At 68.7% G+C, this 17,062-nt stretch carries 14 protein-coding genes and 1 riboswitch; of the genes, 3 read left to right on the top strand and 11 right to left on the bottom strand.

The annotated features are described in order from the left end of the window. Positions 1-8 precede the first annotated feature (8 nt). The 8 genes from EDC25_RS04265 to EDC25_RS04240 form a co-directional block, all read right to left on the bottom strand. Positions 9-3,794 (bottom strand): translocation/assembly module TamB domain-containing protein, encoded by a 3,786-nt coding sequence (locus tag EDC25_RS04265; RefSeq protein WP_132577261.1) that lies wholly within the window; start codon positions 3,792-3,794, stop codon positions 9-11. Then, entirely contained in the window at positions 3,791-5,740 is a 1,950-nt protein-coding gene (locus EDC25_RS04260) for an autotransporter assembly complex protein TamA (RefSeq protein ID WP_123523140.1), read from the bottom strand. The genes EDC25_RS04265 and EDC25_RS04260 overlap by 4 nt, the downstream gene beginning before the upstream one ends. Beyond that, positions 5,737-6,492 (bottom strand): VTT domain-containing protein, encoded by a 756-nt coding sequence (locus EDC25_RS04255; RefSeq protein ID WP_123523139.1) that lies wholly within the window; start codon positions 6,490-6,492, stop codon positions 5,737-5,739. Before EDC25_RS04255 ends, EDC25_RS04260 begins: the two co-directional genes overlap by 4 nt. A gap of 83 nt (positions 6,493-6,575) precedes the next feature. Then, the gene (locus EDC25_RS04250; RefSeq protein ID WP_164484220.1) at positions 6,576-10,001 is read right to left on the bottom strand and encodes a lamin tail domain-containing protein; all 3,426 of its coding nucleotides are present in this window, start codon (positions 9,999-10,001) and stop codon (positions 6,576-6,578) included. A gap of 209 nt (positions 10,002-10,210) precedes the next feature. Continuing rightward, positions 10,211-11,287: a 23S rRNA (cytidine(2498)-2'-O)-methyltransferase RlmM gene (gene rlmM / locus EDC25_RS14655; protein WP_377601279.1), complete on the bottom strand. Its 1,077-nt coding sequence runs from the start codon at positions 11,285-11,287 to the stop codon at positions 10,211-10,213. A 5-nt stretch (positions 11,288-11,292) separates the two neighbouring features. Next, entirely contained in the window at positions 11,293-11,856 is a 564-nt protein-coding gene (locus tag EDC25_RS14650; RefSeq protein WP_164484219.1) for a nucleoside deaminase, read from the bottom strand. Then, positions 11,853-12,218, bottom strand: a complete 366-nt coding sequence (locus tag EDC25_RS14645; protein ID WP_164484218.1) for a hypothetical protein — start codon at positions 12,216-12,218, stop codon at positions 11,853-11,855. The genes EDC25_RS14650 and EDC25_RS14645 overlap by 4 nt, the downstream gene beginning before the upstream one ends. Continuing rightward, a complete protein-coding gene (locus tag EDC25_RS04240) occupies positions 12,215-12,826 on the bottom strand; it encodes a TMEM165/GDT1 family protein (RefSeq protein WP_123523197.1) in 612 nt (203 codons plus the stop codon). The genes EDC25_RS14645 and EDC25_RS04240 overlap by 4 nt, the downstream gene beginning before the upstream one ends. A gap of 9 nt (positions 12,827-12,835) precedes the next feature. Next, a riboswitch (yybP-ykoY riboswitch) is annotated at positions 12,836-13,016 on the bottom strand. 38 nt (positions 13,017-13,054) lie between these two features. On the opposite strand from EDC25_RS04240, the gene yhbY reads away from it, so the two are divergent. Both yhbY and EDC25_RS04230 read left to right on the top strand, forming a co-directional pair. Next, a complete protein-coding gene (gene yhbY / locus EDC25_RS04235; RefSeq protein ID WP_123523136.1) occupies positions 13,055-13,351 on the top strand; it encodes a ribosome assembly RNA-binding protein YhbY in 297 nt (98 codons plus the stop codon). 16 nt (positions 13,352-13,367) lie between these two features. Further along, positions 13,368-13,751: an Mth938-like domain-containing protein gene (locus tag EDC25_RS04230; protein ID WP_123523135.1), complete on the top strand. Its 384-nt coding sequence runs from the start codon at positions 13,368-13,370 to the stop codon at positions 13,749-13,751. Positions 13,752-13,904: 153 nt separating this feature from the next. Here EDC25_RS04230 and EDC25_RS04225 read toward each other — a convergent pair whose 3' ends face one another. Then, the gene (locus tag EDC25_RS04225; protein ID WP_123523134.1) at positions 13,905-14,138 is read right to left on the bottom strand and encodes an RNA-binding S4 domain-containing protein; all 234 of its coding nucleotides are present in this window, start codon (positions 14,136-14,138) and stop codon (positions 13,905-13,907) included. Beyond that, entirely contained in the window at positions 14,138-14,695 is a 558-nt protein-coding gene (gene sufT, locus EDC25_RS04220; protein ID WP_123523196.1) for a putative Fe-S cluster assembly protein SufT, read from the bottom strand. The genes EDC25_RS04225 and sufT overlap by 1 nt, the downstream gene beginning before the upstream one ends. 167 nt (positions 14,696-14,862) lie before the next feature. Here sufT and EDC25_RS04215 point away from each other — a divergent pair, with 167 nt between their 5' ends. Further along, positions 14,863-15,276 carry a hypothetical protein gene (locus tag EDC25_RS04215; protein ID WP_123523133.1) on the top strand — a complete coding sequence of 138 codons (414 nt, stop codon included), beginning with the start codon at positions 14,863-14,865 and terminating at the stop codon, positions 15,274-15,276. A gap of 30 nt (positions 15,277-15,306) precedes the next feature. On the opposite strand, the gene EDC25_RS04210 is transcribed toward EDC25_RS04215, so the two are convergent. Further along, positions 15,307-17,022: a glutamine--tRNA ligase/YqeY domain fusion protein gene (locus EDC25_RS04210; protein WP_123523132.1), complete on the bottom strand. Its 1,716-nt coding sequence runs from the start codon at positions 17,020-17,022 to the stop codon at positions 15,307-15,309. Between the last annotated feature and the right edge of the window lie 40 nt (positions 17,023-17,062).

Here is a 17,062-nt window from a genome sequence, read left to right as displayed (position 1 = left end):
GGTCCTGCTCAGCGTTCCAGGCGGTAGTTGATGCCGGCCTTGTTGTCGCGGGTGCCCGACTGCGCCTCCAGTTCGAAACGCTCGGTCAGGCGGTAGCGCAGCGTCATCAGCTGGCCACCGTCAAACAGGCTGCGCCCGTAACCCAGGTACAGGCGTGGTGACAGGTACTTGCCCACGGTCAGGGCGCCGGCACCGAGCTCGCGAGAGGTGCCGACGCCGACCTCATCGAGGCCCAGGCGCGCGCCGAGCGACTTGGCGAGCAGGTCGCCACCGGCGGTACTGACGGCGGTCGCGGCGGTGCCGAGCGCACTCTGGTCTTCACTGCTGGTTGCCTGGCGCAAAGGACGGCCCAGTACCAGGTACGACAGGGCTTCGGCCTGGTCCATCGCCGGCACCGAATAGACCTCGAGGATCGGGCGCTGAGCGTAGCCGGTGACCTGCAGGCCTGCCGTAACGGCGTCGATGCGGCGGATGGCGCGGATGTCGAGGCCCGGGTTTCCGACCGGGCCGGAGAACAGCAGGCGGCCGCGTTCGATGTCGAGATCCTGGCCATAGGCCTGGTAGGTGCCGGCCACCGTGATTTCACCCAGTGCACGGGTATCGCTGTCCGGACGTTCGCGGATGTCGAGCTTGCCGCCGAGGCTGCCCTTCAGGCCGTATCCTTCGATGCGCACACGGTCGCCCAGCGTGACTTCGACATTGGCGAACACCGGCAGGCCGGTGGTGGCGACATCGACGTCATCCTGGTTGGCGATATGGACATCGGGCGAGGGCGGGCTGGCGCCACCTTCGAGGAGCTCCGGCCGGATCATCGCCTGCGGGATCGCCACCTTGCCCAGCACGCGCAGTCCGCGCGCATTGTTGACGATGCGCAGGTCCGGACTGACGAACACGCGCGCGGCGGGAATATCGGCAGCCAGCACCTGCTCGCCGGTCAGCGTGATCTCCATCGCGATGCGTTCGCCGGCGAACGGGCCGACCCAGCCGCCGATGCGCAGGTTGCCGTCATCACCGGTGCGTACATCGCCTTCGATGTCGAGGCGGCCATCGGCGCCCGCCACCACCTTCACGTTACTGTCGCGCACGCGCAGGCCCGCCGACGGAATCTCGGCGCCGAACCCGGCCAGTTCGATGTTGCCTCGCGTTTCCGGCGCGTCCAGCGTGCCGCCCAGCGCGATCCGGCCGCGCACGCCGCCCACCGGGTTGACCAGCTCCGGCGTCAGCAATGCCAGCATCGACAGGTCGGGCACATCGACGTCGACATGGCCCGCCAATGTGTCGCGGCCGTCGTCGCCCGGCGCGGTGACGGCGACGACACGCAGCAGCCCGCTCGGGCTCAGTTCCAGCGTGGCATCGACACTGCGCTGGTCGCCGGCGAGCTCGACCTGGCCTTCCAGCCGCGTCCAGGCGAGCAGGTCGGGTTGCCGTTCGTCGCTGCGCTCGGCCTCGACGAATGCGATGCGGCCCGGCGTCCCTTCGACGCGCACCTGTCCGGTGATGTGGTTGTCCGCGTCGATGAGCAGGCGGCCGCGACCGCCGAGTTCGCCACTGGCTTGCAGGGTGTCGTCGCCGGACAGCGCCACCAGCCAGGCCGTCGGCAGGCGTGCGAGTTCGAAGCCGATGGCGCCGCCGCTGCCGGCGTTCCAGTCGCCGTCGAGGCAGACATGGGTGTCGGCGCCATGCAGGCAGGCGCGTTCCAGCGCGACCGCTTGCGCCGACAGCTGCAGGGCACTGCTGTCGCGCAGCGACAGCGGCTCGGGCAACTGTGGCGACGCCAGTTCCAGCGTGTCGATGCGTCCCGCCCAGCGGGAATCGGCGCGCGACCAGGCACCGGCCACGGCAAGGCGAAGCTGACCCTGCGCGGAGTCGGTTTCCAGCGTCATGCGGTTGTCCGCCTCATTGCCGCCTGCGGCGAGGTCGAGCGTGTCGAAGTGCTGGCCGGCCAGTTGCAGGCCGGTGGCCTGGACCCGGAGGCGGTTGTCGCCACTGAAGTCGCTGCGTGCGTCCATGTCGAGGGACAGCCCGGCAACATGGACATCAGCGAAGGCGACGTCTTCGCCATTGATGCGGCCGGCGATCGCCAGCGTCGGCCAGCTGCCTTGCGCTGTGAGATCGGCGTCCACGTGTCCGCTGGCGTCGGGCAGGAACGCTGCCGGATCGGGCAGGTCGGCGCGCAGTCGCGCGTCCATGGTGCTGCCGACACGGCCTTCGATGCGCAGCCGGTTGTCGCCCAGCCGAAGGTCGAGATCGGTACGCGCGCTTTCGCGGTCGGCGAGCTCGAGTCGGCCGCCACCCGCCAGCCTGCGCTGCCGCAGCTGGCCACCCAGGCGCGTGATCTCGACGTTCGCCCTCATTGCATCGCGGTCGCCGGCAGGAACATGCCCCGTCGAGGTGGCGTCGAGATCCACCTGTCCCGGCCAGTCGGCCAACAGTAGGCCGGGATCGAACTGCTGCGCGCGCAACGTCGCATCCCAGCCAAGGCCGTCGGCCAGCAGCAGGCGCGCCTCACCGTCGAGCTGCCCGTTGCCGGTCACCAGCGTGAACGGCGCGACGCGAAGTTCGCGCTGCGGATCGCCTTCCAGCTGCGCGTCCAGTCGAACCTGCTGGGCGTTGACCTGGGCAACGGCGTCGATGCGCGCGCGCAACTGCGACGGCGTGCCACTGGCCGACACATGTCCGCTGGCGGCGAGCTGGTCGAACGGTGCCTGCAGTGGCGGGTTGATGCCATGCCAGTCGGCCGCGATGCGGCCCACCGGCGTGTCTCCGGAAAGGTCGATCTCACCGCTGGCGTCGATGCGGCCACTGCCATCGGCCTCACCGAGGGCAAGCCGTTCCAGTACCACGCGGGGCGACTCGCGACGCAGTGACAGCGCTTCCAGGACAACGCCGTAGTCATCGAGCCGCACGCTGCCATCCAGCGCGGCGGTATGCAGGTCGCCTTCGCCTTCGATGCTGAGCGCAATCCGCCTGAACGGTGCATCGGCCAGCAGTCGGTCAAGGTCGAATCCGTCGCTGCGTGCGCTCAGCCGCCAGCGCGATTCCAGTCCCGCCGGCCAGTCGAGGTCGAGTGTCGCCGCCGAAGGCTGCGCCAGGGCGAGGTGGATCGTCGGGGTATCCTGCGGGCCCTGCAGCTGGGCGACACCGGCCAGCGGTTCGGGCTGATCCGGCCATTGAAGGTTGAACGCGACCCGGGCGTCGCCGGCCCAGTCGGCGGCGGTGTCGATGTCCGCGGTCATGCCCAGCTCGCCTTCCTGCAGGCGCACGTCGAACTGTTGGACGGCAAGGCGTGCCCCGGCCCAGCGCGCGGCGCCGTCGATACTCTCGATGTCGACCACAGGCGTGCCGTCGTGCTGGCGGACGGCTACATTGCGCACCTCCAGTGATTCGACCTGCATCGCCAGTGGCGCATGCAAGGGCGGCAGGCGGAACGGATCGTCCGCCGCCGGCGTATCGTCGGACGGTGGCGCGAGCGTGATATCGACGCCTTCGACGGTGACGCCGGCAAGAAACAGTTCGCCGCTGAACAGGCGCCGGCTGCGCGGCGCGACCTCGACAAGCGCCAGCCTGTAATCGCCGACGAGTGGATCGTAATAGCGGATGTCGCGCAGCCGCATGCCGCCCAGCAGCGAGCCTTCGGCGCTGCCGACGTCAAGGCGGTCGGAAAGCAGTCCGCGCACCTGGCCGAGCGCGAAGCGCAGGCCGCTCTGGCTGCCACCAAGCCAGGCGACCACGAGCACCACCAGTACCAGCAGCGAGGCGAGCCCCCACAGCGCGTAGCGGACGCCGCGCCTCACAGGTCGGGCCCGATGATGATGTGCAGCTCGACAGCGTTCTTGGCGTCGTCGAGGCCGTGGCCGATGTCCAGCCGTACCAGGCCGACCGGCGATCGCCAGCGCACACCGACGCCGACGCCGGTGCGCGTCTTGAAGGCGCCCGCGTCGTTGAAGGCATTGCCGGTATCGACAAAGCCGGCCAAAGACCAGTCGCGGGCGATGTCGCGTTCGTATTCGGCACTGAGCACGGCCAGGTGCTTGCCGCCGACCACGAAGTCCTCGCAGTAGCCGGGTCGTTCCGGGTCGAAATCGCAGACGCGCGTTTCCGGACCGACAGCCTGGTATCCATAGCCGCGGATGGTGCGGTCGCCGCCGGCGAAGAAACGCAGCGAAGGAGGCAGCGCGTTGAAGTCGTCCACCCAGGTGCTGCCGGCAATGCCACGGAAGTACAGGCGCTGCCTGTCCCCGAGCGGATGGATGTAGCGCGCTTCGCCACGCAACTGGACGAAATCGGTGTCGGAAAGCATGGCTTCGCTGCCGGCGCGGGCCTCCAGCGTGATGCTGTAGCCGCGGGTGGGGAACAGGTCGTCGTTGGCGCGTCGGCGCGTCAGCCGGCCTTCGGCGAAGACCAGGGTGGAGTTGCTGCGCTGGCGGGCGACTTCGAAATCGCCATACAGCGCGCGCAGGCCGAGGTCGCGCCACCAGCCATGCCAGAGGCGGTTCTCCATGGCGAAGACACTGGTGGTTTCCGATTCGGTGCTGTCGGTGCTTTCGCGGCGATGGGTGGCACCGATGTTGAAGCTGCGCAGGTGTTCGTCGGTGGAGAAGATCTCGTAGTTCAGTGCACCCGCGGTGAGGCGCTGGCTGAGTTCGAACTCGGCATTCGCCTTGTGGCCGCGGCTGTTGACCCAGCGCCGCTTGACGCCGCCCCGCACGCCGACGCCGGAATCGGTACCGATCGACACGCCCGCGGTGTAAACGTTGCGCGGCGCCGGCGCGACCTGGACGACGATCGGCACGATGGCTTCGCCATTTGCCGCGCCGCTTTCGCCCGGACTGCGACTGGCTGCCGTGCCGGTGGCGGCATCGGCGGGTGGATCATCGGCGCGCGGGTCCGCATCGGCGGGCAGGTCGCCATCGACAGCGGTCGTCACCGTTTCACCTTCCGCCCCCGCCGCCGCAGCCGCGCCGCGGCCTGTGCGACGGCGCTGCATGCGCGGCGTTACGGCGACGAATCCGAAATAGTCGGCGTCGATCAGGCGTCGCTGCAGTTTCAGCAGCGTGTCGGCGTCGTAGTAGTCGCCTTCCCTGTGCTGGACGAAGCGGCGCATGAACTCGTCGGGGAACTGTGCGCCTTCGAAATGGGTTTCGCCGATCCGGTAGCGCGGCCCGGTGTCCCAGTGCAGCGTGATGTCTGCGGCGTCCTCGTCGACGTGCACGTCGACCCGCGTCGTGACGCCTCGTGCGCGCAGGTAGCCGCGCCCCTGGATCGCGTTGAGCATGGCCGCCTTGCCGCTTTCGTAGCGGGCATGGACCAGGCGATCGTCCACGGCGAGGGGGAAACGTGACGCCAGCGCCTGCAGCGCCTCGTCGTCGGCACCTTCGCCAGTGAAGGCGATGTCGATCTTGCGCACCTTCGCGCTGATGCGCACGCGGATGGTGTAGGTCGCTACCCAGTCATCACCGTTCTGGACAAGGTCGCCGGTGACTTCGGCCCGGTAGTAACCGTGCGGCTGCAGGGCGCGACGGATTTCGTCCGGTGCGCGCTCATGCAGGCGGCGCGCCTGAGCCGGGCTGATCGCGCGGTCGCGGTAGCCGTAGAGGCTGGTCGATTTCTGGGCCTGTTCACGCAGCGTCGCGCCCTTGAGACCTTCGATCACCACGCGCACCGCGGCGTCGGCCGGCATTGCCGGCAGCAGTGCGAGCAGGACAAGGAACAGGCGCGACGGGCGGAACAGTGCATTCATGGCGTGAGGTTAGAGTAACCAGGCTTAACCGCATCGTCGGCGGCGGCCTCACGCTTCCTCTCGCGGCGATTGCGCAGCAGGGGCGGCAACAGGGCGACTGCCACCACCAGCAGCATCGGCAACCACAGGCCGGGACGGGCCAGCGTTTCCAGTTCCAGCGGATGTCCGGCTCGCACTTCATGGGCGAGCTCGGCGCCCATCCAGCCCAGAAGCGCGGCATTGACCTGCGGTCCGACGGCACTGCTGGCGAGGAAGCTGGGCCAGGGACAGCGCAGCGCAGCAAGGGTCGCCGTCACCACGCCGTTGGGCAGGACCGGCATGGCACGCAAGGCCACTGCATAATAGAAGGGACTGCGCGCGAAGTCATGGCGCAGCCGCGACAGCGTGCCCTGGTCGGCGCGAGGCGCATGCTCGCTCGAAAAGAAAGCCCGCTTGAGCGCCAGCATGAGCACCGACGTGCCCAGGCAGTTTCCGGTCGCGGCGACCAGCATGGCGGCGGGCGCACCGAGCAGGAAACCCGCGGCCGCGAACACCGCGAACGCGCCGGGCAGTCCGACCGCGGTCACCAGCGCGAGCAGCAGGCAGAGCAGGCCGAACGTCGTGAACGGCCGACTGGAGGCAAGGCCGAGGAAATCGCTGGCGTCGGTGAGCAGGCGCTCGGGTGCCAGCCGTCCCGGCAGTCCGACCACGAAGGCGGCGATGGCCAGGGCAGCGAGGACCAGCAAAGGCAGGAAGCGCAGCAACGTTCGCATGACGCCATGTTAGCGGGGCAGGGGCCGCAAACGACGACGGCTGCCCGCAGGCAGCCGTCGAAGTGAGCCGGTACGGGACCGGATCAGCGCCTGCAGCGCAGGCTATCCTCGAAGTCATGGATGAACAGGCGGTCGGTGAACAGGCGCACCACCAGGCCGTCATGGTCGGAGCTGCCGACCGCGCCGGTGCCCGTGTTGCGCAGTTCGACCGGCGCATCGGCATTGCCGCGACCGTAGTGCAGGCCGCCGCACCAGGTCAGCGCCGCCTCGTTCACCATGCCGTGGTCGAGCACCTGCACCGAGCCGACGTTGCGCGGCGTTTCCGCCAGCGTGTCGCCCAGGTCTTCGGTGTAGGTGTACGAGTAGCGGTCGTCGAGCGGCACGTCGAGGACGAGGTTCTGCAGCGGCGGATCGACGATGTTCGGTCCGGACAACTGGTATTCGTTCTCGTCGTCGTCGTAGTGGCCGGTGATCAGCCCGACCACGTCGGCATAGCCGTCGGTCACCTCGAAGGCGTTGTAGTCGCCCACCAGCACCAGCGGCACGCCGGCGGTGTCCGGGTTGCCGACCGGCGATGCCGGTTCCAGTTCCTCGCCTTCCTGGAAGCGCTGGACCAGCTGCGCGATGTCCTTGCCCTGGGCGAAGCGCTTGGCGCGCACGCGCGTGCCGGTGGCGCCGTCGTCGCCGATGCCGATCAGCGAGCGCGTGTGGTTGTTCATGACCGCGAAACGCTCGCCCTCGCCGCCCGTGAAGTTGGCTTCGAGCAGGTAGGGCGGACGGTCATGCATCACGCAGGGCGGCGTACCTTCGCAGACGTCGATGGTCGCGCCGGCGTTGAGGTTGCGGACGCGGGTGACATCGACGCGGCCGGCCTTGACCAGGAAGCCGTTGCGGATGCCGTCACTGTGCGGCGTGCTGCCGGTGTAGGCGACGTAGTCGGTGCCGTACTGGTCGTTGAGGCGCGCAGCCAGCGCGGTCGCCGCGCCGGTGCCGTGCAGTTCCTGCAGGCCGACGACGTCGGGCAGGCCCAGCACGTCGCCGATGTAGGCGGCGACACGCGCGACCTTGGTCGCGTTGCAGCTGCCCTGGCACAGGTTCAGCGTGTTGAACGAGCCGATGCGCAGCTCGGCGTCGCCGGCGCTGGCAGGAACGGCACGCGGAAGATCCGCCGGCACGATCGTCAGCGAAGTCGGACGCAGCGCGTAATTGCCGAACTGGTAGGCGATCACGCCGGTGGCTTCGAACAGGTCGCCGCCGAAGAGGGCCGTGCCGGTCGGCACCGCACCGGCGCCGTCGGCGTCGAGCTCGAACACTTCCGGATTGCCATCCCACACCGGCAGGCCGGGCACGGGCGGCGTCACGTTCGGAAGCAGGCCCTTCTCGCGACGCGTACGTTCACCGCTGGCAGTCACGAAGGCTTCGCCGAACGGATCGCTGCCGAAGCGCTGGTTGCCCTGCACCACGGCACCCGCCGGCACATGGACGAGCATGTTCTCGAAGCATTCGAAATTGCTTTCGGTTTCCGGGCAGCTCAGTGCCAGCAGGTCGGCGGAAGGACGGGTCTCGTCGAGGACCACCGGCGTCGGCAGGGTGGCGCCACTGGCGGTGACGGTCACCGTCACGCCGGTGAGCTGGGTCCACTCGTAGTACTCCTGGACGCTGCCGTTGACGTTGACCACGTCGCCGATCTGCACGTTCGGCGCGCTGCCGGTGAACACGAAGATGCCTTCGCTGGTGGCCGGGTTGCCGTCATCGGCGCCGTCCGGCGTCTGCATGAAGAAGCCGTTGCTGGAAATCGCGGTGACGATGTTGCCGGTGGTGCTGACCATGGTGCCGATGCCGTTGCCGGTTACAGGCGCCAGCGGCGAGCGCAGGCCGCTGCCCTGGATGGCGTTGATCGCAAGGATCTCGGCGTCGTCATTGATGATGGTGCCGGTCGCGGTGGCCGTGCCCAGCACCACGCCGGCTACCGGTGCGTCGATGCTGACGGTGAAGGTCTCGTCCGGTTCGACGGTGGTGTCGCCATTGACCTGCACGGAAACGGTGGTCGTGGTCTCGCCTTCGTCGATGGCGAACAACGCGAAGGAAAGGGCGGTGAAGTCATCCGGGGACGTGGCCTTGCCGTCGGTGGTGGTGGCGACAAAAGCGACGCCGCCTTCCGGAGCCGGACCGGACAGCGTCACGATGAAGTCGAGATGGGTCGTGCCGCTGTCACCTTCGACAACGCTGGCGCTCGCGATCGAGAGGACGAGGTCGGTGCCGCCACCGCCGCCGCAGACATGCGCCGGCGCGGCCGAATTGCGGGCAACCGGGGTGACGACGTCGAAGTCGGCGCCATTGTCATCGGTGTCCTGGCAACCGTCTTCCTTGCGCATGGCGCCGGTGGCATTGGAGAGTACCGCGGTCGGCGCGCTGCCTTCGTACATCGTGGCGGAGCCGAAGCCGACCAGGTCGACGATCAGGTCGAGCTGCCCGGGGGAGCAGGGAACCGGCGTGCCGGTGGTGCTGCCGCAGGCAAGGTCGCCGGTGGTGGCCAGCACGATCTTGCCGTTGGTGCCGCCCATGGTGGCGGCGCCTGTCGCATCCGGCGTCGGTAGGCCCGGCAGGCCCAGGTTGGAGCCGGCCGCCATCTGCACCAGGTAGTAGCCGCCGGGCGGAATGGTGTCGGCGGGCAGTTCGAAGTAGTTGGTGCCGGCGTTCGGGAAGTTGCCGTTGTTGCTGGCATAGCGCAGCGTCAGGCCGGCCAGGTCGGCCGGTGCGCTGCCGGCGTTGAACAGCTCCACAAAATCGTGGGTATAGACCGCACCGCTGTTGCCGCCACCGCCGTAGACCTGGCTGATGACGACCTTCGGCGAGCCGCACTGTGCGGCCGGGCTGGAGGAGTTGCGTGCAACCGGGGTGACGACGTCGAAGTCGGCGCCATTGTCATCGGTGTCCTGGCAGCCGTTTTCCTTGCGCATCGCGCCGGTGGCATTGGAGAGCACCGCGGTCGGCGCGCTGCCTTCGAACATCGTCGCGGAGCCAAAGCCGACGAGGTCGATGATCAGGTCGAGCTGCCCGGGCGAACAGGGAACCGGCGTGCCGGTGGTGCTGCCGCAGGCAAGGTCGCCCATGGTGGCCAGCACGATCTTGCCGTTGGTGCCGCCCATCGTGGCGGCGCCGATCGCGTCCGGGGTCGGCAGGCCCGGCATGCCCGTGTTGGCGCCGACGGCCATCTGCACCAGGTAGTAGCCGCCGGGCGGAATCGTGTCGGCCGGCAGTTCGAAATAGTTGGTGCCGGAGTTCGGGAAGTTGCCGTTGTTGCTGGCGTAGCGCAGCGTCAGGCCGGCCAGATCGGCCGGTGCGCTGCCGGCGTTGAACAGCTCCACGAAATCGTGGGTATAGACCGCACCGCTGTTGCCACCACCGCCGTAGACCTGGCTGATGACGACCTGTGCGGAAACGGACGGTGCGGCGGCAACCGCGGCGAGCAGGGCTAGAGCGCGAAGGGCGCCCAGGGAGCGTTGCATCGGCATGGACCTCGATGGCGGGGACAGGGGTGCGGCAATTTTAGGATGGATTCATGTCAGCGGGATGGCATGCCGGTGAACGTCGCCGCGACTGGACGTTGTGGCGGCGACCCGACCTGTCCCGGGGCGGGATGGACGTGGGGCGCGCCGGCGCCGGAGCGGCCCTGCCGTCCCGGTCCCATCGCGATCCGGCGCAGGTCGGACCCGACTCAGCGACGTGCCGGAATCGCCAGTACCGTCACTTCCTCGCGGTCGTGGTAAAGCTGCCGGCAGCGCAGATCCAGCGGCAGGCCGGCGGTGTCGCGCAAGCGTTCCAGGCAGGCGAGGGTTTCCGCGTAGCGCTTCTTCATCGGCAGCTTGAGGTTGAACAGCGCCTGGCGGCAGGCGCCGTCGGCCAGCCAGCCGCCGATCAGCGTGGCCACGCGGATGGGCTGTTCCACCATGTCGCAGACCAGCCAGTCGACGGTCTTTGCCGGCCGCCAGCGGAAGCCGTCGGCACGGACGTGGGTGACCAGCCCGGTGTCCATGACGTGCGCGGCGAGCGGGCCATTGTCGATGGCGCTGACCTGGACATGGTGTCGGGTCAGCACCCAGGTCCATCCGCCCGGTGCGGCGCCGAGGTCGACGGCGCGCATGCCCGGCTGCAACAGGCGCTGGCGTTCGTCGGCGTCCATCATCACCGCGAGCGCTTCGTCGAGCTTGGCGGCGGAACGGCTGGGTGCACCGCTCAGCCGGCGCAGGCGGGGAATGCCACCGGCTGCGGGCCGGCTGGCGTCGGAGGTGTGTTCGCCGAGCATCGCGGCGTCGGTCGCGGTGAACACCACGTGCAGGCGCCGCGTTCCGGTGCGTGACAGCAGGCCGGCACGCAGCAGCGCCTGGTCCAGCGGCCCCGCCAAGCGGCGACAGAGCGGTGCCAGTTCGCGGCCGCCATCGCTGTCCGGTGATTCGATGAGCACTTCGCGCCACGGCACCCGGCCCGCCTCGTCGGCCCGCGCGCGCACTGCCGCCAGCATCGGCGAGATGCGGTCGCCGACATCCAGCGCCGTCAGGCGCGCGAACACGGAAACAACCTGTCGCGCGAAGATCGTCGATTCCACGGCCGGTGCGCTGGCCTTGCCGTCTTCGCTGGCGACGAACTCCGCCATCGCCGTGCCGTTGCGCGCCCGCACATAGCCGACGCCGCCGGTGCGACCGGCCAGGTCGGCCAGCTCCTGGCCGCATTCGCCTTCGAAGCCGGCGCGGCACAGTGCCAGCACGGCGTGGGTCGGTTCGATGATCGCCACGATGCCGGTCAGTAGAAAACGCCGCCGAGCCGGCCGTAGTCGGCGAGCACGACGCAGGCCTGTTCGCGCTCGATGTCGCGTCGCACGGCAATCCCGCGTGCCTGCAGTTCGCCGACCCAGTCGCCGGGCAGCGGACCTTCGTCGAACTGCGTCAGGCTCATGACGTCCTCGCTGCGCGCGCCGATCAGCAGCGTGTCGATGCCGGCCCAGAAGCTGGCGCCGTAGCACTGGCAGCAGGGCTGCGCCGACGTGGCCAGCGTGTAGTGGCCACCATCGTCGTTGATGCGCGCGCGCCCCAGGCGCTGCTGCGCGAGCATGAACGCCATCATCTCGGCATGCGCGGCAGAGCAGTTCTGCGGCAGCACGCGATTGACGCCGGCGGCCACGACGCGACCTTCCGGATCGAAGATGGCCGCGCCGAAGGGGCCGCCACTGCGGTGGTCGACGTTGTGCCGCGACAGCGTGATCGCGATGGAGACCTTGGCTTCGTCGCTGTCGAAACGCAGCGCGGGATCGACGAGGTCGGGCAGCCAGTCCGGCAGGGTCAGGCTCAGCGAATGGGGCAACGTCATCGGAGGTTCTCTTGCTGGGAAGCACCGGCGGCGGCGCATTGGCCTTCCACGCAGGTGCAGGTGGAAATGTCCGGAAAGCCGCAGATGCCGGCGAGACCTTCGCGCGCGCATTCGCTGGCGACGGCCTCGGGGTCCGGTCGGGCATCGACGCGTACGCAAGCCGGATAGCTACCGCAACAGTTGCCGATGTCCTGGACGGTGCAATCGCTGTCGCGTTCGCAGTGCGTGGCGATGCCGCGATGGGCCTTCAGGCCGCTGATCGCAGCAGCGGACGCCTGCGCCGTTTCACGCCTGTCGGGTTGAACGGCGGCCGCACAGGCGGCAAGGAGCGACAGCAGGCACAGCAGCGCGATACGGTTCATGGTGGCGTCCCGGTGGCCGGCGTGGGGTGCGATGCCGGCGCGTGCACGGGCGCCAGCGCCGCGAGGATAGCAAGGGCAAGGAAGCTGGCGGCGGCGGCGCGCCTGATCCAGACCATGGGCAGCTTCCGCAGCAGCCAGGCGCCCGCGAAAACGGCCGGCACGTTGGCAATCATCATGCCGGCGGTCGTGCCCAGCACCACGGCGGACAGTTCCGTTGCGTGCCGGCTGGCAAGGGCGATGGTCGCGACCTGCGTCTTGTCGCCGATCTCGGCCAGGAAGAATGCGACGAGGGTGATGCCGAAGACGCCGAACGGACTGCTTTGCGGAACGCTGTCGGCTTCCAGGGTGTCCGGCTTCAGCGCCCACAGGCCCATGGCCGCGAAGCCGGCCACCACGATCCAGCGCAGGACCTCCGGGCTGACGGCATCGGCGAGCAGGGCGCCGAGCCAGGCCGCGAGGGCGTGGTTGGCCAGCGTGGCGACCAGGATGCCGAGCACGATCGTCCAGGGACGCCGGTAGCGTGCGGCGAGCAGCAGGGACAGCAGTTGCGTCTTGTCGCCGATCTCGGCAAGGGCGACCAGGCCGGTCGCAAGGAGGAAGGTGGACATGGTGACGATGATTCCGACCGGCAGGCGCACGAAGACCACGAAAGCGGCCGGTCCTGGCGCCATCGCGGTCTCCGGTCTTGCTGCGGTCGAACCCGGTGCCCGCCATGGCCTGTGGGCCAAGTATGTTGACGGACACGCTCCACCGGTGGCCCGGCGAAGCTGGCTACTCCCCGAAAACGGCGCGTAGTGTAGCCCAACGCGCGCGGGCGCGGGCTGTATCATGCGCGGATGAATCTCAAGCCCACACAGAAGCGTTACCTGCGCAGCCAGGCGCACCACCTGAAGCCCGTCCTGCAGAGCGGCAACAAGGGCGTCACGGCCGCCTTCATCGCCGAGGTCGGCGTCGCCCTCGACCAGCACGAGCTGATCAAGGTGAAGATCGCCGCCGGCGACCGCGAGGAACGCGCCGCCATGATCGACGAACTGGTCTCCGGCACCGGCGCCAGCGTGGTGCAGACCATCGGCCACATCGTCGTGCTGTTCCGGCGCAACCGCGACGAGCCGAAGATCGCCCTGCCGGCGTGACCGGGCCGCGCACGAGATGACAACGACACTCGTCCTCGACGATGCCGGCGGCGCGCCGCTGGTGCGCTCGGTGCGTGATGACGCGGTGGTGGTCGGCGATCGCGAATTCCCGTCAAGCTTCGCGCTGTGGGCGGAAGGCGTGATCGAGGACTGGCCGGTGGCCTCGGCAGCGGCCATCGAGGCCGCGCATCTGGACACGCTGGTAGCGACCGGCGTCGATGTCATCCTGCTTGGCACCGGCCGCACGCGCGTGCAGCTGGCGGCCGCGCTGATGGCCCGTCCGCTGACGCGCGGCGTCGGGCTGGAAGTGATGGCCAACGATGCTGCCGCACGCACTTACAACGTGCTGGCAAGCGAGGGCCGGCGCGTGCTCGTTGCATTCATCCTGCCGGCCGGCTGAAGGCGGCTGAAGGCGGCTGAAGGCGGCTATCAGGCCTGGCCGCCGCGCACTGGAATCAGCGACCGACGATGCCCGGCAAGCCCAGGGGCGTCGCACCCGTTTCCGTATCGCGCGAGCGCCTGCCCTTGCGGCGGTGTGTCTCCGCTTTGCGCCTCAGGCGCCGCGAACGTGGATTCGCTCGCCTGCGGCCTCGACGACGTTGCCGGCGACGATCTTGCGTGTCTTGCGCGATTCCACTTCGCCGTCGACGCTGACCGCGCCACTGGCGACCATCTGCTTCCCGGCGCCGCCGCTGTCGCACAGTCCGACCAGCTTCAGCAACTGGTTCAGCTCCACGTGCGGTCGATCCAGGATGAACTCGATGCCACGGTCTTCGCGTGTCGCCATCAGAACATCCCCACTTCCAGCTGCGCGGCTTCCGACATCATGGTGCGTCCCCAGGGCGGATCGAACACCAGTTCGACGTCGGCCTCTTCAACCGTGGGTATCAGCTCCAGCTTGCTGCGCACCTCGTCCACCAGCACTTCGCCCATGCCGCAGCCGGGCGCGGTCAGCGTCATCTTGACGTCGACGCGGTAGCCGCCCTCAGCGCTGCGCGACAGCACGCATTCGTATACGAGGCCGAGATCGACGATGTTCACCGGGATCTCCGGATCGAAACAGGTCCGAAGCTGCTGCCAGACGACCTGTTCGACGTCGGACTCGGTCGCCCCTTCCGGCAGTTCCGGGAGCGGCGGCGGCAGTTTGCCGAGGGCGTCGGCCTCGGCGCCGGCGATGCGGAACAGGTTGCCTTCGACATAGACGGTGAAGCTGCCACCGAGCGCCTGGGTGATGTAGCCGGCCTGGCCGGCCGGTAGGGTCACCTCGTCGCCGGCCGGTACCAGGATGGCCGGGCAGTCGCGCTGAAGGGTGAAGGGTTCGCTGGTGCTGCTGTAAGGTGTCATGCCGAACAGGGGTTCCGGTCGCGCGGTCGCCGTTGCCGGCACCGTGAAGGCCCGGTGCATGCCAGTGCCGCCGCCGGGTCGCTCTGCAATGTCTTAGATGGGGTCAGAACGTGATTGTCCAACACTCCGCGTCGCGGGGAAATGCCGCTGTTGATTCCCTGCTGCGCATGTGGCCGTTCTGGACGGTTCTGGTCCTGTTTGAAGCCTGCCTGTGGCTGCTGCTTTCGCTGAAGTTCCGGCAACCGTGCTGCGTGGTGGCGCTGGCGGCTGGCCTGACCCTGGGCGTGGCCGTGCAGATCCTGGGAGGCCGACGCTGGCGCGGCGCGCTGTGGGCGGTCGGCCTCACGGCGCTGACGATCGCACTGGCGCTGTATGGACAGGCGGCCTTCCATATCGCACGCGTGCTGCATCTGTCGCCGCTGGCTTCGCTGGCCGACACCGGCGTCCAGTTCGCGAGCCTGGTGCTGGAAGGACTGCTGTCGCCGGTCGATGGCTGGCTGCTGCTGGGCGGGCTGCTGGTTGCTGCGGTGATGGGCTTCGGGATCCACCTGCCGCGCCGGCGAGGCGCCGCCACACCGTGACCGGCGTCACGGCGCTTCCAGGCGCCGGGTTCAGGCGCGCGTGGCCCAGGTATCGCGCAGGGTGACGGTGCGGTTGAACACCGGCTTCTGCGGCGAATGGTCCTTGCGGTCGGCGACGAAGTAGCCCAGGCGCTCGAACTGCAGGCGGGTTTCCGGCGCCACATCGACGGCCGCCGGCTCCAGCCAGGCCTGGACGGTGCGGCGCGATTCGGGATTGAGATGATCGCGGTAGGTCCGGCCGTCGCTGTCGTCGTCCGGATCCGGGACCTTGAACAGGCGGTCGTACAGGCGCACTTCGGCTGCGACCGCATGTCGCGCGCTGACCCAGTGGATGGTGCCCTTGACCTTGCGGTTGGCGCCCTCGCGGCCGGGTCGCGTTTCCGGATCGAGCGAACAGCGCAGCTCGACCACGCGATCGCCGTCCTTGACGACTTCGTCGCAACGCACGATGCCGATACCGCGCAGCCGCACCTCGCCACCCGGTACCAGGCGGTGGAAGCCCTTCACCGGCTGCTCCATGAAGTCCTCGCGTTCGATCCACAGCTCGCGCGAGAACGGCACGTCGCGCTGTCCGGCCGCTTCATCCTTCGGATGATTGGCGAAAGCGACCACTTCCCCGTGCCCTTCGGGCAGGTTGGTCAGCACCAGCCCCAGTGGATCCAGCACCGCCATGCGGCGCTGCGCGCTGGCGTCGAGGTCCTCGCGCACCGCCGCTTCCAGCACCGAGAAATCGATCAGCGAATTCTGCTTGCTCAGGCCGAGGCGCTCGACGAAGGCGCGCAGCGCCGCCGGCGTGTAGCCACGGCGGCGGATGCCCTGCAGCGTCGGCAGTCGCGGGTCGTCCCAGCCATCGACCAGGCCTTCCTGCACCAGCGCCATCAGCTTGCGCTTGCTCATGACGGTGTAGTTGACATTGAGTCGCGAGAACTCGATCTGGCGCGGCTTGCCTGCTTCCAGCGGCAGCCCGCGATCCAGCAGCGGTTGCAGCAGCTGCGGGTTGCCGGCCAGATCGACCTTGTCCACGCACCAGTCGTACAGCGGACGGTGGTCCTCGAATTCCAGCGTGCACAGCGAATGCGTGATGCCTTCGATGGCGTCGCCCAGTGCGTGCGCGAAGTCGTACATCGGGTAGATGCACCAGGCATCGCCGGTGTTCTGGTGTGGCACATGCTTGATGCGGTACAGGGCCGGATCGCGCAGGTTGATGTTGCCGCTGGCCATGTCGATCCTCGCGCGCAGCGTGCGGGCGCCATCGGCGAACTCGCCGGCGCGCATGCGCCGGAACAGGTCGAGGTTTTCCTCGACGCTGCGACCGCGGAACGGGGAATCGCGACCCGGTTCGGTCAGCGTGCCGCGGTATTCGCGCACCTGGTCGGCGCTGAGGTCGCAGACGTAGGCGTTGCCGTCGAGGATGAGCTTCTCGGCGGCCAGGTAATAGACGTCGAAGTAGTCCGACGCATGGCGCAGCGAACGCCAGTCGTAGCCCAGCCAGCGCACGTCGTCCTGGATCGCCTGCACGTACTCCGGGTCTTCCCTCGCCGGATTGGTGTCGTCGAAACGCAGGTTGCAGGCCCCGTTGAACTCCTGGGCGATGCCGAAATCCGCCCAGATGGCGCGCGTGTGGCCCAGGTGCAGGTAGCCGTTCGGTTCCGGAGGGAAGCGGGTCTGGATCCGGTCGTGTTTGCCGCTGGACAGATCGTCGCGGACGATCTGGCGGATGAAATCGTTGCGTGTTTCGCCGCTCATGGGCCGGTTGTCGGGTGAAAGGTCGGCAATTCTAGCCCGG

The organism is Pseudofulvimonas gallinarii, assembly GCF_004343305.1.
In the GTDB taxonomy this organism is placed as follows: domain Bacteria; phylum Pseudomonadota; class Gammaproteobacteria; order Xanthomonadales; family UBA2363; genus Pseudofulvimonas; species Pseudofulvimonas gallinarii.
The sequence above is the reverse complement of the archived record's forward strand: the minus strand, read 5'-3'. Positions and strand labels throughout refer to the sequence as shown.